Annotated in this window: 18 protein-coding genes; 11 read left to right on the plus strand and 7 right to left on the minus strand. The window is 45.2% G+C overall.

Annotation, left to right across the window (positions count from 1 at the left end):
* The first annotated feature begins 133 nt into the window (after positions 1-133).
* Positions 134-1,798 carry a ParB N-terminal domain-containing protein gene (locus tag VRK_RS03740; RefSeq protein WP_059120157.1) on the plus strand — a complete coding sequence of 555 codons (1,665 nt, stop codon included), beginning with the start codon at positions 134-136 and terminating at the stop codon, positions 1,796-1,798.
* On the plus strand, positions 1,795-2,781 hold the full coding sequence (locus tag VRK_RS03745) for an HNH endonuclease domain-containing protein (RefSeq protein ID WP_059120158.1): 987 nt from the start codon (positions 1,795-1,797) through the stop codon (positions 2,779-2,781). Before VRK_RS03740 ends, VRK_RS03745 begins: the two co-directional genes overlap by 4 nt.
* On the opposite strand, the gene dndE is transcribed toward VRK_RS03745, so the two are convergent.
* From dndE to dndB, 4 genes are read right to left on the minus strand one after another with little or no spacing between them, the layout of a single operon-like run.
* Positions 2,776-3,144, minus strand: a complete 369-nt coding sequence (dndE, locus tag VRK_RS03750) for a DNA sulfur modification protein DndE (protein ID WP_059120159.1) — start codon at positions 3,142-3,144, stop codon at positions 2,776-2,778. The two genes, VRK_RS03745 and dndE, sit on opposite strands and share 6 nt — an antisense overlap.
* On the minus strand, positions 3,141-5,114 hold the full coding sequence (dndD, locus tag VRK_RS03755; RefSeq protein WP_059120160.1) for a DNA sulfur modification protein DndD: 1,974 nt from the start codon (positions 5,112-5,114) through the stop codon (positions 3,141-3,143). Before dndD ends, dndE begins: the two co-directional genes overlap by 4 nt.
* The gene (gene dndC / locus VRK_RS03760; RefSeq protein ID WP_059120161.1) at positions 5,111-7,060 is read right to left on the minus strand and encodes a DNA phosphorothioation system sulfurtransferase DndC; all 1,950 of its coding nucleotides are present in this window, start codon (positions 7,058-7,060) and stop codon (positions 5,111-5,113) included. Before dndC ends, dndD begins: the two co-directional genes overlap by 4 nt.
* A gap of 37 nt (positions 7,061-7,097) precedes the next feature.
* Positions 7,098-8,177: a DNA sulfur modification protein DndB gene (gene dndB, locus VRK_RS03765; protein ID WP_059120162.1), complete on the minus strand. Its 1,080-nt coding sequence runs from the start codon at positions 8,175-8,177 to the stop codon at positions 7,098-7,100.
* Between the two features lie 124 nt (positions 8,178-8,301).
* On the opposite strand from dndB, the gene dndA reads away from it, so the two are divergent.
* Positions 8,302-9,426: a cysteine desulfurase DndA gene (gene dndA / locus VRK_RS03770; RefSeq protein WP_059120163.1), complete on the plus strand. Its 1,125-nt coding sequence runs from the start codon at positions 8,302-8,304 to the stop codon at positions 9,424-9,426.
* 2 nt (positions 9,427-9,428) lie between these two features.
* Here the strand turns inward: dndA and VRK_RS03775 are convergent, their stop codons facing one another.
* The 3 genes from VRK_RS03775 to VRK_RS03785 form a co-directional block, all read right to left on the minus strand.
* Positions 9,429-11,411 carry a DNA phosphorothioation-associated putative methyltransferase gene (locus VRK_RS03775; protein WP_059120164.1) on the minus strand — a complete coding sequence of 661 codons (1,983 nt, stop codon included), beginning with the start codon at positions 11,409-11,411 and terminating at the stop codon, positions 9,429-9,431.
* 288 nt (positions 11,412-11,699) lie between these two features.
* Positions 11,700-12,377: a type 1 glutamine amidotransferase domain-containing protein gene (locus tag VRK_RS03780; protein ID WP_059120165.1), complete on the minus strand. Its 678-nt coding sequence runs from the start codon at positions 12,375-12,377 to the stop codon at positions 11,700-11,702.
* Positions 12,378-12,436: 59 nt separating this feature from the next.
* The gene (locus VRK_RS03785; protein ID WP_082671300.1) at positions 12,437-13,900 is read right to left on the minus strand and encodes a coniferyl aldehyde dehydrogenase; all 1,464 of its coding nucleotides are present in this window, start codon (positions 13,898-13,900) and stop codon (positions 12,437-12,439) included.
* Between the two features lie 198 nt (positions 13,901-14,098).
* On the opposite strand from VRK_RS03785, the gene VRK_RS03790 reads away from it, so the two are divergent.
* The 8 genes from VRK_RS03790 to VRK_RS03825 all read left to right on the plus strand — a co-directional run bounded on the left by VRK_RS03790 (position 14,099) and on the right by VRK_RS03825 (position 23,833).
* Entirely contained in the window at positions 14,099-14,995 is an 897-nt protein-coding gene (locus VRK_RS03790) for a LysR family transcriptional regulator (RefSeq protein ID WP_059120166.1), read from the plus strand.
* Between the two features lie 241 nt (positions 14,996-15,236).
* Positions 15,237-15,662 carry a YbaN family protein gene (locus VRK_RS03795; protein WP_059120167.1) on the plus strand — a complete coding sequence of 142 codons (426 nt, stop codon included), beginning with the start codon at positions 15,237-15,239 and terminating at the stop codon, positions 15,660-15,662.
* Between the two features lie 326 nt (positions 15,663-15,988).
* The gene (locus tag VRK_RS03800; protein WP_082671301.1) at positions 15,989-17,665 is read left to right on the plus strand and encodes a cyclic peptide export ABC transporter; all 1,677 of its coding nucleotides are present in this window, start codon (positions 15,989-15,991) and stop codon (positions 17,663-17,665) included.
* Positions 17,659-19,494 carry an extracellular solute-binding protein gene (locus VRK_RS03805; RefSeq protein ID WP_231735732.1) on the plus strand — a complete coding sequence of 612 codons (1,836 nt, stop codon included), beginning with the start codon at positions 17,659-17,661 and terminating at the stop codon, positions 19,492-19,494. The genes VRK_RS03800 and VRK_RS03805 overlap by 7 nt, the downstream gene beginning before the upstream one ends.
* Complete coding sequence (locus tag VRK_RS03810) at positions 19,491-20,546, plus strand: ABC transporter permease subunit (protein ID WP_059120168.1); 1,056 nt, start codon at positions 19,491-19,493, stop codon at positions 20,544-20,546. The genes VRK_RS03805 and VRK_RS03810 overlap by 4 nt, the downstream gene beginning before the upstream one ends.
* Complete coding sequence (locus VRK_RS03815; RefSeq protein WP_082671302.1) at positions 20,543-21,697, plus strand: ABC transporter permease; 1,155 nt, start codon at positions 20,543-20,545, stop codon at positions 21,695-21,697. The genes VRK_RS03810 and VRK_RS03815 overlap by 4 nt, the downstream gene beginning before the upstream one ends.
* A complete protein-coding gene (locus VRK_RS03820; protein WP_059120169.1) occupies positions 21,690-23,231 on the plus strand; it encodes an ATP-binding cassette domain-containing protein in 1,542 nt (513 codons plus the stop codon). Before VRK_RS03815 ends, VRK_RS03820 begins: the two co-directional genes overlap by 8 nt.
* A 2-nt stretch (positions 23,232-23,233) precedes the next feature.
* The gene (locus tag VRK_RS03825) at positions 23,234-23,833 is read left to right on the plus strand and encodes a nitroreductase family protein (RefSeq protein ID WP_059120170.1); all 600 of its coding nucleotides are present in this window, start codon (positions 23,234-23,236) and stop codon (positions 23,831-23,833) included.
* The last annotated feature ends 109 nt before the right edge of the window (positions 23,834-23,942 follow it).

Here is a 23,942-nt window from a genome sequence, read left to right on the forward strand (position 1 = left end):
TGGGGTGTTGGTTGAGGATGAGAAATTGAATAGAAAAGTACTTAAAGGAACAAGAGTCTTGTTTTATATTCATTACTATAATAATTTCTTACATAAGGCTGATAATAAGCATAAATGATTATAGGATAAACAAATGTTAACTTTTAGTTACCCCGCAGTTTGTGTACAGCAATCAAAAGAGTCTAATCCTCTGATTTTATTTGGTGCCCCAGCAGTTGAGATTGAGTGTTGGGCTGGCATTCCTCAGAAAAAGAGTTTTAATCCTGAACTGGCAGAAAGTACCGGGTTCCAAAGAACAGAAAATAAAAAGAGACTCGAGCAGTTAGAGCGTTTTTTTAATAATAAGCACAACGTGATCCAAAACAGTTTAATATGTGGTTTGAAAAAAATTGAAGGAGGAAGCGTTGAGTTTTTTTCGGAGAATGGCGTTTCTGGAGATATTGTAATCAAGTTTCCTGATCTATATAAGATGAAGTTAGTCGATCTTTTTGACATGCTGAAAAAAACTTTATATGAAAGAATTGGAGAGCATAAGGATCTCACTGATCATAATTTGATAGATTTTCTTAAGTCAAAAATAAGTTTGTTTTCAACTGAAGATGAAGTTGAAGAAATAGAGAATGATAGTGAGACAGATGAACCAATAGTATTTGAAGAATCACACTTAGAAGACTTTCTAAAAGATGTAATTGCAAGACATGAAATACTTAAAGAGATAACAGATGACTCTACACAGTATGGTGATAGTTTCTTAGGATTTGATAGGAATTCTTTATTATCTTTTTTATTACCAATTACTTTAGTTGATGGTCAGCATCGTTTAAAAGGTGCTATTAGAGATGCATATTCGAGTTTATCAAGAGGAGAGTTGAGAGATTTGGTTGCGCAAAGAATTTCGGATGGAGATGAACCTGAGGAAGTTGAAAAAGAACTTCTGAAAGAAAATTCTCGTTTTTTACCTATATCCTTATTAATGGATGATGATCCGAAAGAGCAAGTTTTTCAATTTGTTGTAATTAACCAGAAGGCGACTCCTATTGTAAAATCTTTATTAGGGACGATAATTTCAACATCACTAACAACAGATGAGATGGATAGTGTGTCTGGTCGGCTTAAAGATTCTGGTATTGTACTTGATGATGCTAGAGCAATTACTTGGGCAGCTAGAAATCCATCTAGTCCATTTTATGAATTAGTTGAAAGAGGGCTAGAAAGCGATAAGAAAGACCTTTTACAATGGAACGTTATGGGGTCTCTTATTCAAATATTTAGAGAGTTGAAAGGTGGTTGTCTATTTCATGCACGTAATGATTATGCAAAAAGTTGGAAAGATAAATACTTGGCACAGAGTAATATTGTTAGTTCTGATGATATTGATGAAGCATTTGAAGAGTGGCGCAGTTTAGATGGTATATGGAGAGATGTCTTTATTGTTTTTTGGAATAAAATTAGAAGTGAATTTTCTCAAGGAGAAAATCCATCTAGATTCAACTATTGGGGGAACCCAAGAAGATCTAACCTATTTAATAAGATATCTCTGACTATATTAGCTGCTGATTTTTTTAAATATATATCAGTAGCAAAGAAAAAAATTGATGATCTTTCTGATATAGAGCCACTTATGGATGAATGGTTAGAGGATGTTAATAGAGAATACTTTGATAGAGATTGGGAATTATCTGGTGTAAAGAAAGACTCAACTGGTATTCGTTCTAGATGGTCTGAAAATTGGGCTGACTATAGAGAAAATCCCGAAACCTTACCTCAAGTTAGAACCTATAGGAATCCCAAAAAATGACTTTCTCTCCTATTAATGAACTTAAACATCTTAGTTCTAGCCTTTTATCAGAAGAAAGTGCTTGGTCATGGAGTGACCAAGTTGAACTTGCTGGGATTAAACCCCCAGATATGTTAATGGGTATCAGAAGAGATTTACTTCAAGGTGATATTTCTAGAGAATGGGTTAAGTGGGTCATAGAACAATTTATCGATCATAAATATCTTAAAAGTAATTGTTCTTACGTTTGGATTTTTTCTGATATTTATAAAAATATTGAAAGTTTAATTGGCTTGCAAGCTTCTAATGAAGTAAAAATGGATATAGCTAAAATAATATCTAAATTAGTCAAAGATAGAATTGATTGGATAAAATCAGAATACAGCCGTAAAAGTTTTTCCGTAAAATTGAAAGAAGATTTATTAGATGCATATATGTCAGAAGGCAAAGTTAGATGTTGGCTTACAGGATATGAATTTTCTAAAGATGCTATTTTTAACTTCCAGTCAACTAAATCTGATAAAGTAAAAATAAATCTACCAGAATATGTTGATAGAATAAGACCAATAGGTCTTACTGAAAATGATTTGAGGATAGAAATAGACCATCTTTATCCTTACTCACTTGGTGGGAATGATTCATTAGATAATTATCGTTTAGTATGTGGCTGGGCAAATAGAGTTAAGAGCAATAATATCAGTGGCTATAGCCTAGGAACAAAAATTAATCAGAAGGTTGGTATTTGGCCAAAGTCATATTACTATTGGATTATTAGACTTATTGGATTAAGACGAAAATGTGAAGAGAAAGGGTGTAAAAATCATCTAGGAAATAGTGAATTAACTGTAGAGTCCATTTTTGGTCCAGATAAGGCAATTACCCCAACTAGTATGAAGGTAGTTTGCTATAAACATAGCAAACTACCTAATCGTTTTATTAAAAGAGAAATATTTAGTAATGATTCTTTTGGTGGGTATGCTAATGAAATTAGAGCATCTTTATAGAGCTAACATTATCAGGTTGTTTATATTTTTTGTTTTATTAGACAAATAAGAAATCCCGCGATGAAGATGTAATTTGAAATAATAGTAAAGTTCATCTTCATTGATTGTTCCATAATCTTGGTAGACGCGCTGTTTCAACATAGCAAGATAAATCTCTGCGAACTCCCCACCAAAGACTTTCCAGGTCATTTCTACGTTACTGTCTGTGACAATCTCTTCATGTGGGGGAAGGCTTTCTTCCTGAAGGGATAGCATCAGCGCCCAACGGCACAACACATTCCAGTTCTCTATTTTGGTGTCTTTTTTTATTTTAATCAGATGCCCTTTGGCTTTTTCTGATAAGCGTACAGTTTCAATACTCATACTTCCTCCGCAAAATATCCGGGGCGGATAGTCGATGTTTTCTGGGACTCGTCATAAGCAATATGGTACTCACTGGCAATATAAGGTTTCAGTTTCTTATAGTATTCACCGGAAATCTCTTCATCGGTTGAGAGTAGGATGACTTGTCCCGCCGCCTGAGGAAAGTAATTCTCGACCAGTTTGGTTCGATGTTTTCCATCAAGCCGTCCCATCGGCGTATCGATAATGGTGGGAATCGCTTTACCTGATTCATCAGCCAGCGCCCAAAGGGTTGCTACTGATAAAAGTTGCCGTTCACCAGCCGAAAGGCGAGCTGAATCAATGGGCTGATTGTTGTTACCTAATATTTGCAGCTTAAAGCTTTGCGTATTGATGTGAACTTTTGAGATTAGTTCTGATTTACGCCCCAGAGAGTCAAATTTACTTTTGATTCGTTTTTCAAGTTTAGAAATATTTTCACGAATGAGCATTTCTTTAAAGTCATCAATGATCGACTTCATTTCAACCAGATGATCGGCAACCTGTTGATTGCGCTGATGCTCGAAGGTCTCTGCATTCTGTTGAACTAACGTTGCATCAAGCCGGGACTCATTTTCATGTAGCTGATTCTGACATTGATTCCGTTCTTCAAGGGTCGCTTCGAGATGCAGTTTACTTTGTTCGATCCGCGCTTCTACATTCTCTTTGGCAGCAATGAGGTCTTTGACCGATTCATAATCCGGTACTGCTTCGAGTTTTTTATCAATGAGAGCCAGTTTTTCAACCAGTTCATTTTTCTGCTTGAGCAGGGTCTGGCTTTCTTCAGCCTCATTGGAGAGTAATGACTGAGCAAACTCAAAGATGGTTGGATTGGTATGCAGATAGATTTCAGCACCTGAGACGTTATTGTCTGTTTCTTGGTGAATTTGTTCTAATAACTGCTGGACGAGGTTTACCGTCTCGGCATTTGCTGATTGAGTTAAACGTGCCATTAAAGCGGTATTTTGTGCCGTAATATGTTTTTGGGCATTGCTTATTTCAGAGGCTTGCTGTTCTTTCTGGGATTGTTGATGAGCAGCCTTGAATAATTTACTCCCAAGACGTAAGGGTAAAGCACCGGAAGCTAATTTACCTAAATGAGAGTCGATGGCGTCTAGTTGCAAGGTCTCTTCTCTTCTTTCTGCTTGGATCTCTGCTAAAGACTCCAATAGGTGAGCGCCTGTACTGTGCATTTGAACCTCTGCGGACTTAAGTTCCTCTTCCAGTGTTTCTCGTCGAGCAATGGTCGCTTTAATTTCTTGTTCGAGCTCTTGCAGATTGTTTTCCAGTGATTGTTTTCTGTCTAAAAGCTCTTGTACGCGCTCACTGGCTTTTTTATCCAGATTTTTTTCCTGACGGCGTTGTCTTTGTGAGTTTAAGTCTTTCGATAACTGACTCAGGAGTTCCAGCCCCAGCAGTGCTTCAATGCCTGTTTTAATTAATTGCGCGGATCGGGACTCATCTGCCAGATCTTCGATCTTCTCACCATCGAAGAAGAACAGCTCTGACATATTTTGCGGAATAAACTCAGAAACAAAGTCGTTCCAGTTGTCGGTTAATAAACGGTCTTGCTCACCGTTGATAAAAACCTGAACTGTATCACTGATCTCTATATTGCCGTTATCTGTCCAAGAACGAACGACCTGATATTGGTTGTCCTTAGTTCCTTGATTGTGTCTGAATGTAAGCGATACTGACGCCGATTTTTCGCTGCTGAAACGGTTAATGCTGCGTTTTAAGTAGTCACTGTATGAGAGCCGCCCGCGATTCGAGCACTTGGCATGTTTTCCATACAGCGCTAATTGCATTGAGTCGAGAAAGGTGGTTTTACCGCCACCATTTAACCCGCCAAACAGGATAATGGGCTTACGATGGTCGCTGCTATTCAGATCAATGGTGTGCTCACCCTGATAAATGCCAAAGTTGTTGAGTTTTACTTGTTCAAAAATCATAACGGTTTCTCCTGAACAATCAGTTGCTCCGGAGCAAGAAGCTTACTATTTCTCTTGTTGTTGTCTTTTTCTTCTTGTGCTTTTTTATCTAACAAGCTGAATGAAAGATCAATTTGCCGGATGTAATAGGCATAGAGCTTTTTCAGCCCCAGTACAATCTCTTTGGCAGTTTCTTGTTCAGCTCCTTCGTCAGTGATTTTTGTATAGAGTGATTTATATTTTTTCACTTTGAACAGGTCTTTTTTGGCATCAAGAATCTGGATGTTTTTGCTGATATTGTTGAGGAATTCGTTGGTATCTCCGGCATCCTCAAGGCGTTTCAGTTTGATCGCATACTCGTTTTTTACCCGGCCAAGCGCAAAACGGCGGGCATCATCAATACTGCTGAAAGCGCCTTTTTCTATCTCAGACTCAAGCTCGTCGGCAATTTTGGCTCGACGTAGTTGGTGTTTGTATCGGTCTTCAATTGAGAGCAGACCACGTAACTGTTGATATTTGAGTTCGTCTTTATCCTGATATGTCGCACAATGTGCTTTCAGTTTGTCGAGGATGCTGTGGTTGAGGATCGGGCTGTAAGCGCGTTTTGGACCCAGGTAATATTTACCAGTCACTTCGCGGTAAATCAGGGGTACGGAATCCTCGGCTTCCTTTTTCTCCTCGACCCAGATGCGACGAATTTCTTCCAGTTCCTCTAAGGGAAGAAGTTCGAGTCTTTTGACTTCATCGGGGCCGGTTTCCTGAACATACATCTGTGCTTCAAGGACTTTGCGTAGCATCTTTTCGCGAAAACTCTGTTTGTACGGACCGCGAACCACATCTGCCGGTAGGTTTTCGTACTTATGTTCAGTCGTATCTTCATACTGAGCTAACAGTTCGAATGGATCTTCGCTCTCTTCCAGCTCCTTGGCGTCGCTGAAATCTTTCATGCTGATATGGACGGTCAGCGAGCCATTCATCCGTCTGAAATCACGATTGCTTTTATCTCGTGCAACTTTATTCGCTTTTACCTGCGGATTGGCATCATTGATATCAATCTCGTTACGTAGTGCAAGCAGGGGAAGCATCCATTCTTTTTCATCATCGTTCGCAATCATGGCCGCCATCGATTTATCTTCACCGACCATGGTACAGACGTAACAACCGAACCGGCTGTCGCCACAGCTTGGAGTCGATTTATCAACCACTAATGGGCATTCTCCGCCTTCTGTAGCACCTTGATACATGCCCAATAGATCGGTGTTTTTATATCCCCAAGGGTTTTTTTCTTGGGTGAGGTATGCCCATACATCATCGTTGGTCCAATCTTCAATCGGGGTATACACCCAGACCCGATCCAGTTGGGTATTGACGTTTAAGCCGTCTTCTTTACGTGTATTATCAAGTTGTTCAATATTTTCCATGCTGGCAGCACGTACCGTACTTTCGTGTTTGCGGGTGCCTAACACGAGAATGGCTTCGCCATTATTTTTGACCACATCCTGAATAAATGTATTGGAAGGGCTGATTTTTAAGCGATCAGTACACCAGCGGAACTTGTAGCGAGGTGCCGGATAGCCGCGTCCGATCAGGTTGACCCAGAAGCGATCTTTGACTTCCGGAGTTAAACGGTGTGGCACAATCGGCAGATCTTGTTCAGCGACTGCTTTTTTCATTTGGTTGAGAGAGCGTTCCACCCACAGAGCAACAATAGGGTTTTCGACCAGAGTATCAGTGCTGATAACGTGCACGGTTTTATGTGCTTTCCCTTCTTTTTTGAGTTCTGTTACGGCAGCCCAGACTAGCTGGACTATCGCCGTTGAATCTTTGCCACCACTATAACCAATGACCCAAGGAATCTGATCTTTGAGATAGATTTCCTTGGTTTTGTCTATCAGGTTACGGATAGCAGGCTTGAACCCGTCAGGTTCAAATGCAGAGTATTTTGCTTCTGCGATATTTATTGTCATTATTGCCTCTGGTTAAGTGATATCACTTAATCTGGTATCAATCGTTTAATTTATCTTCTTCAGCCAGTTCCTTGTTATTTAAAGGAATGTTCAAATGTTTCTTGATTCTGTTGGCTGTTAATTTGACGGCTATCGATGAATTTCTCATTGCGCCATTGACGATACAACGGCCTTCCCAATCGGTTTTATTGGTTCTGGACCAATCGATGTCTTTCAACTTTTTAAGTCTGAGTTTCCACTCGCTGTCATTGGCTAGTAACCATTTCCCAACAGCTCCCAATGCCTGAAAAGTGACTGAGTATGCCAGCACATTTTCTTCTCTCACCTCACCACCGGATACTTGTTCGTTATAGACCAGTTTTAAGGAAGGGATCGCCATAACGACCGATTCCCAATACTCTTTAGCAATTGGAATTTGGTCTGTGTAGGTGTTTTGATCGATTTTATCAAATAGCTCGCACGTTGCTTTGTTGAGTGCACTATGACTGACCAGCTTTTTCGATCTCTGTCCTAAATTGGTTTTTTCCATATGGATCAGCTTTGACAATATTTTACTTTCATAAATAACTGTTTTTGAAAGTAAAGCTGCGGGTTTGTCATCATAGGTAATACTTAATGAACTATCGGTTTTGACCGGATATAAATTCAGATCTTTAAAGATTTTTTGTCTTTCCGCCAAAGATTTATCAGCGAAGAATACAACGGTGATTGTCTCATTACTTAAGGTTGGATCTTGTTTGAGTGCTTCAAGAATTGCGGCATTCCGATGCTGACCGTCAGTAATGAAGACCTCGGCATCTTCATCAATGGTTAAAGTACCGATCTTTTGTTGATGCCCCATATCACCAATAGGTGTGAATTCACTATCGCCTTCGATACAGGCTGTGAGTGCAGAGAATACATAAGCATCACGTTCATTCAGAATGTAGTTTGTGATCTCAGGAATACGTTCCGGGTTCAGGATCCTCTGCGCCCGTTCAGATACGGGGAGTTCCCCTTCATCAAAAGTAAAAATTTTTCTCAATCTTTTGAGTGGACACATCACGGTGTAGAATTCTGCGCCAGCCTGAACTCCCCGAATTGCAGGGAATGAGTTACCCGAAATTATTCTTGTCATTTCTATTAATACCAACGTGTTGTTTGTACGAACAATCCATTATTGTTCTTACGAACAGGAGGCGCTAATATACTTGAATTCTTTTAGTGTGTCTTGCCATTTTCCCCGTCCGAAGGATCATCAAATGACCGTTTATCTCGATACCAATGCAACAACACCTGTCGCAAATTCCGTGGCCGATTTAGTACAAAAGTATTTAGTTGAGGAGTTTGGAAACTCTGGCAGCCGCACTCATGAATTTGGTGCCAGAGCAAAGCAAGCTGTTGAACTGGCGAGAAAACAGGTTGCGGCGGTCGTTGATCTGGATAGCTCAGTGGTCACTTTTACCAGCGGTGCAACCGAGAGTAATAATATCGCGATTTTAGGATTACAAAGCTATGCCGAAGGGCAGCAAAAAAAACATATCATTACCACATCTATCGAACACAAAGCAGTCCTTGAGCCGTGTCAGGAACTGGAGGCCAGAGGATTTGATGTCACCTATTTGCCATGTGATGAAAGTGGCGTGGTGAGTGTTGACTCATTAAAGAATGCCTTGCGTGAAGATACGGTGCTTGTCTCCATAATGCACATCAATAATGAAACAGGTTCGATACAGGATATTCAAGGTTACTGTGATGTTTTGCAGCATCATGATGCATTCTTCCATGTCGATGCCGCGCAAAGTTTCGGCAAATATAGTGATGCGCTGAAGAACGAGAGAATCGATATGATGAGTGTCAGTGGCCATAAAGTTTATGGGCCAAAAGGTGTTGGGGCATTACTGTGTCGGCGACGCGGTTTTAAGAAAATTCCGTTAAAACCATTAGTGTTTGGTGGTGGTCAGGAAAAAGGGTTAAGACCGGGCACATTACCTGTCGCGCTGATTGCTGGATTAGGTGAAGCGTGCCGTTTAGCTGCTGAAAACTGTGACCAATGGGCGCAACACTGTTTGGATATCAAGCAGGATTTAGTTGCAGGTCTAGAAGATGTTGGAGCTCAAATCAACGGGACTCATTCTGCACCACATGTCTTAAATTTCTCTATCCCCGGTCTGAATTCTGAAGCGGCAATGGTTGCTTTGAAAGGGATTGTGGCGGTGTCGAATGGTTCTGCCTGTACTTCTTCCAGCTACACACCCAGCCATGTATTGAAAGGGATGGGATTGTCAGATGAGCGAATAGAAGGAGCAATTAGAATGTCTTGGTCTCATATGACAAAAGAGATACCATTGGTGGAAATTATCGGGAAGATTAGGCAATATCTGTGAGGCTACTCATCTATAAGTGTTGTATATTCTATTCGACTTATGATGGTTTCTTCATCAACGTTATAGCCCAACTTTTTCGCCAACCTCCGATCAAAACTCAACTGTTTCTTATAATCCGGGTGTTCAACAGGGATATATAAATGCCGGTTGAGTAGTGGTGGGCGTTTGTCTGCATCGACATAATCGAAGAAATCAATCTCCTGATCGGCCATTTTGATTTTGATGCGTTCAACGAGAAATGGGACTGACTGTTCGAAATCATCGTAAGCGGTGAGGGTCAACTTCCCTGAGGTGATGTGGATTTTGATCAAGTCGATGGATTCGTCTAATTCCCCGTACATTTGCAATCCGGCTCCGACGTAGACGCGCAGCAAGAGTGGCAGCTCATCAATATAGTTTTTGTGGAAAATCAGCGAGTGTCCTTGATTGAGCACGCTGGCTGGAAGCCGTTGATGGGCTTTCTCACACTGGCTGTGAATCAAATCGGTATCGGCAATGGCAAATAGTAACTCTGTGGCTAAGTTGAGCGCGGTTTTGTAGTCGCCAAACAGCGCTTTGATATCTCGTTTTAAAGACTCCGGCTGTTGAGTATAGGGCTTGCGCTTTTCAAACAGTCCCATCGAGAAATAGAGCAGTAAATCTTCTTTACGGTTCTGCTCTGCCTGTTCGAATGCACGGGTATCAAATAGCTCCCGCAACAAAGTAAATATTTTCTTATGTGAACCGATGAGTTGTCGGACGTTATCTGATGGTTCAAATTCATCATGAGCCGGAATGCGCCCTAGTTCCAGACAGGTATTCCAGAATTGCTCAAATAGCGCCTGATGCTGTGTGATGACGAGTTTGGCTTTGTCTCTGGCATCAATCGGTGATGGTGACGTGAGCTGCTTCCAGACATGGTGACGGGTGTATTTTTTCTGCAAGTATTGTTGTTCTTCGAGCTTATCTTTGAAGATATAAAAAATCCCCGGCGCAACGGTAATCACGTCTTCTTGCAGACTTCTTTCGAGATAAGCTTTGATTTCTGATTGGGCGTAATACTTTTGAAAGGTATTGCGTGAGGTGATCACGCCGTCTTTGTAGGGGGTGAACTGTGCAATATAGCTTTCGTTAGCCAGCATGACCGAGACCACCAGAAATTTACTGGTCAGTTCCCATGCGCCGAGCAGGGCATCGAGCCGTTCATCTTTGTCCTCGATGACGTTCAGCACGAAGCCCAAATTGACGATGTCGGAAGTGACTTTGTTCGTATCCGGGCAGTAAATCGGATCCCAGCCTAATGCGTCGATTCCGTGCGCCTCCAGTTCGCGCAGGTCATCGCCTTTACCGCAGCCATAATCAAAGATCGAATAACTGCCGTCGAGAAAACTGTGTTTGGCTAAAGATTTCATCGGGGCGGAGAGTTCATGGCGGACCAGTGCGGTTTTATGGCGATCGATATTATCCTCTATCTCTTCACTAGGAAGTGCTGAACGGCGGAACAAGCGACCATCAACTAGTTCATAACCATGCTTGTGGATCAGATTTTCCCAGGTTCTCTTAAAACCGATGATGCGGGTGTTTTCGTACAGTCCGGCGTTTTCCCCTTCCTGTGTGATTGCAATAAAGTGTTCGTAGTGTGGATTATCCTTCAGCACCATGGTCTCTTTGCGGTGCAGAATCGGTGGATTTTCCGAGTCATAGTAGGCAATTATTTTATGGGTCAACTTGGACAGATCGACATTCAGACTCTGTTTTAATGCTGGGTAGGAATCGGTATAAAAGTCGGGATAGCTCAGTAGCGAGAGACGGAATTCTTTCTTGAATAATTTAACTAAGTCCCATTGTTCTTGCGGTAAATTGACGGCCTGACCGACGGCCGGAATAAACTTTTGCAGCACTTCAGGCAAGGCGGTAAACGCATCTTTATGGAGGTAGATTGCTTCCGGGAGATGTTTACCTGCGGTGATTTGAGCGACTAAACGAGAAAACTGTTCCTTGTCCATTGAAATACTCCATCGTTATCCACGATGCTGTATTGTATCGGCTTTGCTGTGAGTTTTCTTCCTCTTCTCTCCAATCCCCGACAACCCTCGGCATCCACGAATACATGCACTGTACCCTGCATCGGGAGCACCGGAAATATCTTGATTATCATCGGGTTGAGTTGTTTAAAGGGTTCTGAGAGTCAATTGGCGGCATAAAAAAACCTGCCCATTCCTGAGCAGGTCGAAACAGTATCGTTTGGATATAGACAGTGGATTTTGTTTGAGCATGATTTGCTCAGTTGAGCATTATGCGAGTTTCTTTAACAATGCCTGAGCGACGGCTTCTGAGCTGGCTGGATTTTGGCCGGTGATCAACAGACCATCTTCAACCACATAAGGTGCCCAGTCATCGCCTTTCTCATACAGGCCGCCCAGTGCTTTAAATTCATCTTCAATCAAAAACGGCACCACATCAGTCAGTTGCACAGCCGCTTCTTCGCCATTGGAAAAACCAGTGACTTTGCGTCCTTGAATCAGCGGGGTTCCGTCGGCTGCTTTGACATGACGCAGGACGCCCGGCGCATGACAGACAAAGCTGATTGGTTTGTTGGCGCGCTCAAAGCTTTCAATGAGCTGAATGGAGTCTTGTGAGTTGGTCAGATCCCAAAGCGGGCCGTGTCCGCCTGGGTAAAAGACTGCATCAAAATCTTGTTGTTTGACGCTTGCCAGCTTAACGGTATTGGCAAGAGCCGCCTGTGCTGCCGGGTCTGCTTTAAAACGGTGCGTCAGCTCTGTTTGAAAATCAGGGAGATCACTCTTGGGATCGAGTGGTGGTTGTTCGCCCTCTGGTGAAGCGAGAACCACTTCGGCACCGGCATCGAGGAAGCTGTAGTATGGGGCTGCGAATTCTTCGAGCCAGAAGCCGGTTTTTTCACCGGTGTTGCCGAGTTCACTGTGTGAGGTCAGAACCATTAAAATCTTCATGATTATCTTCCTATTAAAGTTATTGTTGTTTGTGTTTGTTGTTTGAGTCCGGGAGCTTTTTACTGGCTCAGAAACTCTTCCAGTTGAGTCAGTTTGTCGGCATAAGGTGCGCGTAGACGCAGGCTAGATGTGCCTTCCTGACTTTGAATGACAATCGGTTTTGCATGGCTGAAACGACGGAAGCCGTGAATACCATGATACGCGCCAATCCCGGATGCGCCAACACCGCCAAAAGGCAGGTCTTCAATCGTCACATGCGTCATGACATCATTGATGACCAGCCCGCCTGAGGTAGTTTGGTTGGCGAACTGGGCTTGTTGGGTCTGGTTCTCTCCGAAATAATAAGCTGCCAGCGGGCGAGGGTGTTGATTGATGTAGTCAATCGCCTCTTCCAACGCTTGATAGGTTTTGACCGGTAAGAGCGGGCCGAAAATTTCTTCTTGCATAATCGCCATCTCATCGGTGACATCAAGTACCAGATGTGGCGCAATTTTGCGGCTGGATGCATCAAAATCGACTTCTCCCGATGGCGCCAGACTGACGACGCGAGCCCCTTTTTGTTTTGCGTCTTCAAGGACATGAATCAGCCGTTGATAATGTCGTTCGCTGATTATCGCGGTGTAATCCGGGTTTGTCTGTAGCGTCGGAAAGCCTTGTTGCATAAATTTTTGGGCGGCATCGATGAGTTGTTGCTCAGACCCTTGATGGAGCAGGATGTAATCCGGGGACAGGCAGATCTGACCTGCGTTAAATGTTTTAACCGTCAGCGTTCTTGTGATTGCTGTCGGCAAATCAGCATCCGGTGCGATAACGACCGGTGATTTGCCGCCGAGTTCGAGGGTGACCGGAACCAGATTCTCTGATGCTGCCCGCATCACTTGTTTGCCGACTGTGGTGCTACCGGTAAACAGCAGGTGATCAAACGGTAATGAACTGAACTGTTGTGCGATTTTGCTATCGCCCAGCACCACGACAAATTCCATCGGGTCAAAGTAACGTCCGACTAGTTCTGCGACCAGTTCCGATGTTCTTGGCGTCAGTTCCGACGGTTTGAGCATCACGGTGTTGCCTGCAGAGAAAACCCCTGCCAGCGGGCCAAATGAAAGGTTGAGCGGAAAATTCCATGGACTGATGATGCCAACTACGCCCAGTGGCTGAGGCTGAATTCGGGCTTGCATACCTTGTTCAACATCGACTGTTTCGGCGGTCATCCATTCTGCAACATGTTCTGCTGCGTATTGGAGTGCCCGCATTGATGTAACAATATCGGCTACCATTGACTGATAAGTGCTGCGGTGTCCAAAGTCTTCACTCATCGCTTGTGCCAGAGCGACCCGGTTCTCTTTTAGTAAACGAATGGCCCGCAGGAGACGGTCCTGACGTAATTCAGCATCCGCTGGGCCGGATTTCAGATGAGCCCGTTTCATGCTGCTGAGAATTGAGTTCATCTCATGAAAAGATGAGGTATCGGAAGACTCGAGGTTCGCTGCTGTGACCTGAGCGGATGATGTTTGTACAGACATATAGACTCCTTAATAAAGCTGACAGTGTTGGTCGAACATGGCGTGTTTTACAACATCACTTTTTCAACATAACTGAGTCGCTCGACTGCTGTGCTTGAGATGGGAAAAGCATATATGAGAGTGGCCTCATTGGGCTAACAAGGTTATTTTAGATAGGGTATAAATATTTTTATGGCCTTTTGAAGCAAAGGAGTATCGATGTCACTGGTTCGTTTAAGAACGTTTGTGGAAGTTTATCGTCAGCGCTCGATCAGCGCAGCGGCAAGAAATTTGAATCTGACTCAACCGGCAGTATCACAGCATATTGCCGGGCTGGAAGTGGCAGTTGGAAGAAAGTTATTTACCCGCGAAGCCTCCGGGGTTGAGCCGACCACTGCTGCTGATGAACTGGCGGTCGATATCGGCGATAAGTTGGATGCCGTCGAATCAGCGCTCGCACAGGCGCGAGCCCGTTCCGTGAATATGGAGGGGGTACTGCAAATTATTGGGCATGCGGACTTTATGGCTGAGGTGATCGCACCGCGGCTGTTGCCATTATTACAATCGGATATTCGGGTCAGAATGCATGCCGGTGACGGTGATTTGGTGCATCATATGCTGGTGGAAGGGCACTGTGACCTGGGGTTTACCGCTCATCCGGTAACCGATAAACGTCTGCGCAGTGAAACCGTGATGGAAGTAGCGGTGACGGCGGTTGCTGCACCGATAGTCGCGACGCGCATTGCTCAGGCAGCGGATTTAACACAAGCGTTGCTCAATGAGTCAATGTTGACTTACAACCTTGAATTATCAGTGATTGACCGCTGGCTGAAGAAGAATAACATTCATCTGGGCAGCCATCCCCCTGCGTTGGTCAGTCAGGATTTACGGGCACTACGTAGTTTACTGATGCAAGGGTTTGGCTGGACAGTGATGCCGGATTATTTGTGCCACGAACAAATCCTGCGGGGAGAGCTGCAACAGATCAAAGCCCCGATAGCAGACACGCGACTGGAGTATTATATGGCATGGGCTCCCAGCGCCTTACGACAACCGCGGATCGCCCACGCGCGGCAGACGCTCCTTTGGTTGTTGAATCCACAGCACTCAAAGTAAAAGTAAGAGGGACAGGCGCCTCAAAATCTTTTAAGGACAGACATTATCTACCAAGGACAGACACTTGTGTCTTTGTGTCTCTAAGAAGGACAGACACCATATACTTTCTGAGTAGGACGTGGGAGACTGAACACAGCTTAATGCTGAGGTAACATTGTAGTGAATAAACTGATCCGATTAACATCCGGTACAGGGTTGTGGGTTGATTTGGTCTGAATCTCGGAGAATATCGGTAAGTGCAATGACAGAACAGCAGCAAACAAAATCATCAGGGGTGCATCTGTGGGTTTATAAACTCATTGCGGTCGTCAGTTTGATTCTGGCGATTATCGGTGCCATTTTACCGGGCCTGCCCACGACAGAATTTGTGATTTTATGTGCGTGGGCCTCGGCAAAAGGCTCTCCTACGATTCATCGTTTTCTCATGTCAAAGCCCTTTTTCCGCAACATGATAGAGAACTGGCAAAATGGCAAAGTCATTTCCAGAAAGAATAAGATTCTGTCAGCGTTATCGATGTCGGTCTGCCTACTGATTCTACTGTTACACAAGGTGGCTTTCGTCTGGGTCGTTGTATCGACCATCGGTATGTTGATTGGCAGCTACTACATCTGGAGGCGTCCGGAGAAGGTGCCGGAAGCACCGGATCTCAGTCAGGAAGAACGTTAAGCCCGATGAATCAAAGCTTGCAATGTTAGGAGTGGCACATTGTGGCGTCTGTCCCCGCTATTTGTATTTGTTTTCCCACTGTGCCTGTCCTTGCAATCAATCGGTAATCCTGCCTGTCCACGCAATCACGTTATTCACCTTATCGCGTCTGTCCTCGCAATCACCACATCAGTCCCTGTAATTCCGTCTGTCCCCGTAATGCCGTCTGTCCTCGTTATGAATGGCAATGAATTGCGCATCATTGATGCTTTCTTCTCTATCTTTTTACAAAGCACTCGTTCATAATACGAACGCTAATAATTCTTATTTGTTTTCTGGTGTATTGTATGACCTTAGTCTGGACGTTATTGAAGGGAAACACGTTCAAGTTTCTGACGGCGATTTTGTTAAGTGCTTTGAGTGCTGGTGCCGGTGTTGCAGTGATTGCGATGATCAGCTGGGTCTCATCGGCTGATGTGATTACCGGTCAAGATGTCGCTTTACTATTTGTCCTGATCTTCCTGTTATTTGGCTTAAGTTTTTTCTCTCAGGCAATGTTGACATCGTTAGGCCATCATGTGGTGTATCGGCTGCGATTGCACCTGTCTCAACGGGTGTTAAAAACTTCAGTAGAGCGAATTGATCAACTCGGCCAACCCGCCATTCTGGCCGCGTTAACCAAGGATGTGACGTCGATTAGTCAGGCGTTTAACAGCCTGCCATTTGTGGTCTATGGTGCTGCGGTGCTGCTGTGTTGTTATGGCTATCTGTTACAGCTTTCACTGCCATTTTTCTTCTGTACATTGGTGATGACCATTCTCGCGGTGGTGATTGCACGGCAACTGATGTCCGCGTCAAGACAATTGAAGCGTGAAGTACGGGAAAACGATGACCAACTCTATGACCGCTATTCCGGTTTACTACTGGGACGCAACGAGTTGAAACTCAGCCGTCAACGTCGCAGTAGTTTCTTTAGCAACAGTTTAAAACCGATTGTCAGTAAGGCGCTGGGGCTGGAAGTCAAAGCCGATCGATATACGGTCTTAAACGGCAGTTGGGTCAATACGTCCATTTTGCTGTTGATCGCTTCAATTATTCTCATCCACAGTCTGTTTGGGGTGGGTACCAAAGAACAACTCACTACATTTGCTCTGACGATTCTATATTTACGCTCTCCGCTTGCCGGTATGATTGGTTCGCTGCCCAGTTTAATTTTAGGTTCGGTTGCTTACGCCAAAGTACAGCAACTGGCATTGCATGAAGGGACAGACGCGGTAGGAGAGCTGCCGGAGCCCGAAACATGCTGGCAATCGTTACAGATGAAAAATGTGACTTACCAATACCCGTCAGAATCCGGAGAGCCGGGTTTTGGTGTCGGCCCGATTGATTTTGAACTGCAGCAGGGCGAACTGGTGTTTTGGGTCGGAGGGAACGGCAGCGGTAAATCAACGTGTGCCCGGTTAGTGACCGGGCTTTACACGCCACATGCAGGCAAAATCGTGTTTGCCGGTCAGGAGATTAACGAAGAAAACCGAGACTGGTTTCTCAGTCATTTCTCTGTGGTATTTGCTGATTTTTATTTGTTTAAACAACTGATTAACGAATCGGGTGAAAGACCGGATTCGGCACTGGTTGAACATTATCTCAATGCGTTGTCACTGGAGCAGAAGGTGACGGTCAGCGAGGGCGAACTCAGTACCACCAAACTGTCTCAAGGGCAGCGTAAACGTCTGGCACTGCTGCTGGCCTATTTAGAGAATCGTAGCATTATCCTGTTGGATGAGTGGGCAGCCGATCAGGATCCGGCATTCCGTAAAGTCTTTTACACCGAGTTGCTTCCCGAGTTGAAAGCCAGAGGAAAAACTGTGATAGCGATTACGCATGATGATCACTATTTCTACATGGCTGACAAAATCTACCGGATTGATCAAGGACATATCATGGTGGACGATGAAACGGCCCACGATTACCCATCTCACCTTCAGAATCATACCGCTGATGAAAAGGAAGACGTAACATGCTGAGAAAAACACTGGGCGTACTGATGCTGGCGAGCAGTTGTCTGAGCCAGCCTGTTGTGGCGAATGAAGTGACCCACGCTGTTTCCCTGTATGGACAGCCGAAATATTCTGCCGATTTTGACCATTTTGCCTATGCCAATCCGAATGCACCGAAACAAGGAGAATTGGTGATTGCGGAAATCGGTAGTTTCGATTCGTTGCATCAATTTATTAATCTGGGCACCAAGCCCAGAGGCTTGTTCTGGCTTTATGACAGTCTGACCGATCGCGGCCACGACAAAGATGAAATCAAAACCCGATATGGTGCCTTGGCAGAAACGATCACCATTGCTGATGATGATTCGTGGGTGACTTATAAACTGAGAAAGAATGCCCGTTTCAGCGACGGTCAACCGGTCACCGCCGAGGATGTGGCATTTTCCGTCAAACAGTATCAAACAGTAGGTCTGAGTAATATCAAATCCCGCTTTCAGAGCGTACAGTCGGTTGAGGTGCTGGGGCCGCGGGAAGTGAAGTTTAATTTTGGTAAGCACGGCAGCCGTTTACAAATCCTCAATTCCGGTAATCTGCCTGTCCTGCCAAAGCATGTTTGGCAAGGGAAAGATTTCACCAAACCATCGTTAGACATTCCGATTGGCTCCGGACCTTATCGGATTACCTCAGTCATTCCGGGACGAAGTATTACCTATGCATTACGGGATGATTATTGGGGGAAAGACCTGCCGGTCAATCGTGGCAAATATAACTTCAAAACGATTCGGGTTGAATATTTCCGTGACCGCAACGCAGCTGTGCAAGCGCTAGCAGCCGGTGAAGTGAATTACATTGCTGAGTCTAACCTGGCTCGCTGGCAAAAACTCTATCAGGGTAAGGCATTCGATACAGGGACAGTCGTTAAAGACAGGATTGATTATCAGGCACCGTCATTTGTGACTGCGTTACTGTTCAATCTGCGTGAAGAGAAGTTTGCCAACCCGAAAACGCGTGAAGCACTGGCGTATGCATTCGATTTTGAGTGGTTAAATCAACGTGCTTTTCAAGGCAAATATCAGCGTGCGGAAAGTCTGTTTAACAATAGTTTTCTCGCCTCTGAAGGGCCTGTTTCTTCATCAGAAGCCGCGGTGTTAGCACCGTTTAAACAAGAACTGCCACCGGCATTGTTCTCTGAAACCTTTCATTGGCCGACCACCGATGGCTCAGGTAATGATCGGGCGAACCTGATTAAAGCAAAGCAACTGCTTGAAGCCGCCGGCTGGAAAACCGAACAGGGGCGGTTGGTTGATGCCAACCATCAACCGTTTGTGATTCACTTTCTGGTGCCGTCTCCGGCGATGAAACCTGTCCTTGGTGCCTATGTGCAAAATTTGAAACGACTGGGAATTGAAGGACAGATCGCGGTGCGTTCAGGTACTGAATTCTATAAGCAGTTGATGCAACGTCAGTTTGATATGACGCCCATTCAGTACAAAGTGCGTATTCCGCCCAATACCGAAGTCCGTTCTGCTTTATTGTCGTCATTTGCTGATGTGGCAACCAGTAATAATATTGCCGGATTTAATGACCCGGTGATTGATGCGTTGGTTAATGATTTAGTGCATGCCGACAGTTATGAGAGAACCGAAGTCTACGGCAGAGCATTGGATCGGGTCTTGAAGTGGAAATACTACTTTCTCCCGTTATGGGCCCGTAACTTCCAGCTTGTTGCACATGCCAATTATATTCACCGGCCGAAAGTAGATCCGGCCTATGGCTATGAAATCGAATTTTGGTGGGACAGTCGGAATAGCGGGGACAGTCGGAATAACGTACAGCAGGACAGCGCCCACCCATGATGCGCCAATATATAGTCAAACGGTTGTGCCTGATCATACCGACCTTGCTGGCGATTGTGACACTGAATTTCTTTTTGTTGCAGTGGCTGCCGGGCGGACCGCTTGATGCGGTTCTCGCCCAAATGGGGGGAATGGATACAGGCACGACGTCTCTGTTTGAAAGTGAGAACACCCAGTTGGACGGGCAGCAGATAGATACCCAGTTGCGCCAGAAAATCGCCAGACAGTATGGGTTTGATCAGCCGCTTTGGCAACGCTATACCGAGACTGTATGGCATTATCTGACGCTGGACCTCGGTAAAAGTTATTTTAGTGGTCATTCGGTGGCTGCATTAATCGGGAGCAAATTGCCGACATCTTTTTCCATCGGCTTTTGGAGTTTGTTGATTACCTATGTGGTCGCGATTCCTCTCGGGGTCTGGAAAGCGCTCAATCGCGGTGGATGGCTGGATGCAGTGACCAGTTTTGTGCTTTTTCTTTCTGTCGCGTTGCCAACATTCATTATTGCGATTTTGTTGATGATTCTAGTCGCCGGTGGCGGCGTGTTTGACTGGTTTCCACTGCGGGGGCTGGTTTCTCCGGGATTTGAACAGATGACGCTGATGGAACAGATAAAAGATTATCTCTGGCATATTTTCTTACCCGTGATGACTTGTGTCGCTGGCGGACTGGCTCCGATTACGGTCTTGATCCGAAATTCAGTGGTCGATCAACTCAATCAACCTTATGTCGAAACGGCGCTCAGTATCGGTGAAAGCCGTCAGAGTGTGTTGTTTCGTCATGTATTGCCCAACAGCTTACTGGTACTGATAGCCCGAATTCCAGCTGATTTACTGGCATTATTTATGGGCGGGGCTTTGTTAGTGGAAATTATCTTTTCGCTTGATGGTGTCGCGCTACTGGCATTTGAATCGCTGTTGCAGCGGGATTATCCGGTGGTGTTGGGGATTATTTATGTCTATTCGCTGCTTGGGCTGATGATGACTTTACTGGGTGATATTCTGTACCGCCTGATTGACCCGCGGATGACGTTTGAGGCGGTGAACGGATGAGATTACAGGACAAACAGTTTAAAGTTGTCAGAAGAGGCAAAATTGCAGCGATGCTCCTTGCCATGATTTTTCTCATCAGTTGTCTGTCCCCCTTACTGGCCAACGATCAACCATTACTGATCGTGTATCAGGGGCAATGGTATTTCCCATTGCTCCATGCTTACCCTGAAACAGCATTTGGCGGTATTTTTGATACAGAAGCAAACTATAAAGATGCGTTTGTTGCCAAAGAAATTACCCAACATGGCTGGTGGTTATGGCCACCGGTGCATTTCTCGTTTGATACGATTAGTTATGATGTGAGTTTTCCGTCTCCTCCCTCAGCGGTCAACTGGCTGGGTGTCGATGACCAAGGTCGGGATGTGCTGGCCCGAATTCTCTACGGAACGCAAATCAGTTTATTGTTTGCGCTTGGGTTGACCATCATTGTCGCTTTGCTGGCACTATTTTTTGGTGCCTGTCAGGGCTACTTCGGTGGCGTTGTTGATCTGCTGGGACAGCGGATTACGGAAATCTGGGGCGCGATTCCGGCTATCTTTATTGTCATGATTATGGCAAGTCTGGTGCAGCCGGGCCCTTGGATGCTATTGCTTATCTTGTCACTGTTAGGCTGGCATCATTTGGCACAGCAGGTTCGGGCGGAAGTATTGCGGATTCGTCAGCTTGATTACGTGCAGGCTGCGATCATTGCCGGTGTTTCCGACCGACGTATTATTTTCACCCATATTTTGCCGAATGCAGTCGTTGCTTTGATCAGTAATTTACCGTTTATTTTTGCCGGGGCATTAGGCGCGCTGATCACGTTAGATTTTCTCGGCTTCGGCCTGCCCGCCGGTTACCCCTCATTGGGAGAGTTGCTAGCTCAGGGGAAAAATAACCTACAGGCTCCTTGGCTGGGCATGATTGGATGCACCTATATTTTAATGCTGGTGACCTCGGTGGTTTTAATCGGGGAAATGGTTCAGGAACTGGCGGCAAGACGGAGCTCTGTTAGAGGGACAGGCGTTGCAGTAACCGTTGAAGGCGTTGCAGGGACAGACGCTTTTACGGATGAGGATATTAAAGGGACAGACACCTCAACAAAAGCTGTTCATTACGGGGACACACCGAATTCTGACTCCGAAACGAAAGAGGGAGACGGGCGTGCTTAAATGTTGTGAGCTTTCATTCTCGATTGGTTCTCAAACGTTGTTAAAGGATGTCAGCTTTGAACTGCCTGCCGGTAAGACGCTTGCGATTGTCGGGGAAAGTGGGGCCGGGAAGACGCTGTTATCGAAATTGATGACGGGGCTTGCACCGAGTAACGGTTTGCACAAGGGACAAATTTTCTTTGAGCATCAGGATCTGAGCAAGATTACCGAAAAGCAATGGAGATCACTGCGCGGTAGTGTCATTGGCCGAGTGTCTCAGGAGCCTCTGTCAGCTTTAAACCCGGTCAAACGAGCTGAATGGATACTCACTCGGGCTATTACGCTGCATCAGTCAAATCACCAACTGTCTAAACCCCAACTTCGTCAGCGTGTTGATGAGCTGCTGCTTCAGGTAGGATTGCAGCCTGAACATCGAAAACGTTTTCCTCATCAGTTATCCGGCGGGCAAAGGCAGCGTCTCCTGATCGCCATTGCGCTCGCAAACTCACCGCAACTCTTGATTGCTGATGAACCGTCAACAGCGTTGGATGAGCAAACTCAGCAGCAAATTTTACGGCTCTTGAAACGTTTGCAGCAAGAGCTGAACATTGCGATGGTGCTTATTTCTCATGATTTACAATTGGTTCGTGATATTGCTGATCAAGTGTTGGTTCTGAAACAGGGCATGATTGTCGAACAGGGCAGTACCGAACAAATTTTCTCAGCGCCGACGCAAGACTACACGCGGATGTTGTTAGAACATGAGTCATTCGGACGCCCCGAAGCTATAGTTTCTTCTCCGCTGTTACGTGTAAACGATCTCTCGGTCAGTAACATTATCGATGGTATTCATTTCGAACTGGCCTTGGGAGAAAATCTAGGGATTATCGGCGAGAGCGGGGCGGGGAAATCGACTCTGGCGAAAGCGTTACTGAGGCTTATTCCCGCCGGGGGTATGATCGAATTCGATGGCATGGACTGGCAGCGTCTGTCCCGCAAAGAACTGCGTGCACAACGCGGTAAGATGCAATTTGTATTTCAGGATACAACATCCAGTTTTAATCCGCGTCTGACCATTTACCAATCTCTGAAGGATGCTTATTTGGCTCAGAACCGTGGACAGACCGATACCGTTGCACAAAAGCTCACTCAAGCGATGCAAGACGTCGGTCTTGATGAGTTGCTGCTTGAACGTTACCCCCATGAACTGTCTGGCGGGCAACGGCAGCGAGTGATGATTGCCAGAGCGTTAATTGTGTCACCGAAGCTGTTGATTCTCGATGAGCCGACGACGGCACTGGATCAAGTCAATCGCCGTCATATTATGACGTTGCTGCAGCGTTTACAGGCCGAGCGACACTTCAGCCTGATTGTGATTAGTCATGATCAGGGTCTATTAGAGCGTCTTTGTCATCAGTATCTGGTGTTATCTCAAGGCCAGCAGCGTGCTTGGGGTGAATATTCTGATTTATGTGATGCACGGGACTGCTCTTCTGGTGAGTATCCTGAAGAACAACACCACAACAGAAACCAGACATCATTACAGGTTGTTTAATTATGGAATCTTTAGCGCCTTTATTATCCAGACGTTCTTATTGTCGGAAAAAACTCATTCATCCGGCTCCCGACGATCAAGAATTGCATCGCTTATTTGAGTTGGTGATGACCACGCCTGATCATGGCAATTTGAAACCTTGGCGTTTTCTGATTGTAAAAGGCGATAAAATGCAGGTGCTGGCAGATGCCACATTAGAAATGTATCGTCGGCAGCTCCCGAATGGTGAACTGACCGAAAAGGCTCGGCGCTCCTGTCAGGAAATCGCCAATACCCCGATGATGATCATTGCTGTGACAGACTTAAAACCAGAGCACCATGTGTCATTGTGGGATCAGTGGTTATGTGGTGGTGCAGCGGTACAAAATATTATGACGGGCCTGCATCTGATGGGATACGGCGGTTTTTGGTATACCTTTCTGGCAGGCGATGAGCTTAAACCTGTTCTGGGAATGCAACCGGAAGATCAGGTACTTGGCGCGATATCCGTCGGCACACCGAAAGAACGGTTTGTCCGCCCCGTAGAGAGGCCGTCTCCCAATCAATACTGCTTTGAATGGCAGGGGTTGGCAGAACAACCAACGCCATATTTTGAAGATTAGGCTAAGATTCGGCTTACGGGGGGCTTACGGGGACAGGCCGATTATTTTGTTGGCCGATTGTTCGATTGTTCGGGGGACACACAGTTTAGGTAGGTGTTATGGGTGTTAT

Source organism: Vibrio sp. MEBiC08052 (assembly GCF_001506075.1).
Taxonomy (GTDB): Bacteria; Pseudomonadota; Gammaproteobacteria; order Enterobacterales; family Vibrionaceae; genus Vibrio.

Bases quoted from the DNA above. Each gene is read 5' to 3' on its own strand.
- VRK_RS03740 (WP_059120157.1), top strand. From the start codon at position 134: ATGTTAACTTTTAGTTACCCCGCAGTTTGTGTACAGCAATCAAAAGAG.
- VRK_RS03745 (WP_059120158.1), top strand. From the start codon at position 1,795: ATGACTTTCTCTCCTATTAATGAACTTAAACATCTTAGTTCTAGCCTT.
- dndE (WP_059120159.1), bottom strand. From the start codon at position 3,144: ATGAGTATTGAAACTGTACGCTTATCAGAAAAAGCCAAAGGGCATCTG.
- dndD (WP_059120160.1), bottom strand. From the start codon at position 5,114: ATGATTTTTGAACAAGTAAAACTCAACAACTTTGGCATTTATCAGGGT.
- dndC (WP_059120161.1), bottom strand. From the start codon at position 7,060: ATGACAATAAATATCGCAGAAGCAAAATACTCTGCATTTGAACCTGAC.
- dndB (WP_059120162.1), bottom strand. From the start codon at position 8,177: ATGACAAGAATAATTTCGGGTAACTCATTCCCTGCAATTCGGGGAGTT.
- dndA (WP_059120163.1), top strand. From the start codon at position 8,302: ATGACCGTTTATCTCGATACCAATGCAACAACACCTGTCGCAAATTCC.
- VRK_RS03775 (WP_059120164.1), bottom strand. From the start codon at position 11,411: ATGGACAAGGAACAGTTTTCTCGTTTAGTCGCTCAAATCACCGCAGGT.
- VRK_RS03780 (WP_059120165.1), bottom strand. From the start codon at position 12,377: ATGAAGATTTTAATGGTTCTGACCTCACACAGTGAACTCGGCAACACC.
- VRK_RS03785 (WP_082671300.1), bottom strand. From the start codon at position 13,900: ATGTCTGTACAAACATCATCCGCTCAGGTCACAGCAGCGAACCTCGAG.
- VRK_RS03790 (WP_059120166.1), top strand. From the start codon at position 14,099: ATGTCACTGGTTCGTTTAAGAACGTTTGTGGAAGTTTATCGTCAGCGC.
- VRK_RS03795 (WP_059120167.1), top strand. From the start codon at position 15,237: ATGACAGAACAGCAGCAAACAAAATCATCAGGGGTGCATCTGTGGGTT.
- VRK_RS03800 (WP_082671301.1), top strand. From the start codon at position 15,989: ATGACCTTAGTCTGGACGTTATTGAAGGGAAACACGTTCAAGTTTCTG.
- VRK_RS03805 (WP_231735732.1), top strand. From the start codon at position 17,659: ATGCTGAGAAAAACACTGGGCGTACTGATGCTGGCGAGCAGTTGTCTG.
- VRK_RS03810 (WP_059120168.1), top strand. From the start codon at position 19,491: ATGATGCGCCAATATATAGTCAAACGGTTGTGCCTGATCATACCGACC.
- VRK_RS03815 (WP_082671302.1), top strand. From the start codon at position 20,543: ATGAGATTACAGGACAAACAGTTTAAAGTTGTCAGAAGAGGCAAAATT.
- VRK_RS03825 (WP_059120170.1), top strand. From the start codon at position 23,234: ATGGAATCTTTAGCGCCTTTATTATCCAGACGTTCTTATTGTCGGAAA.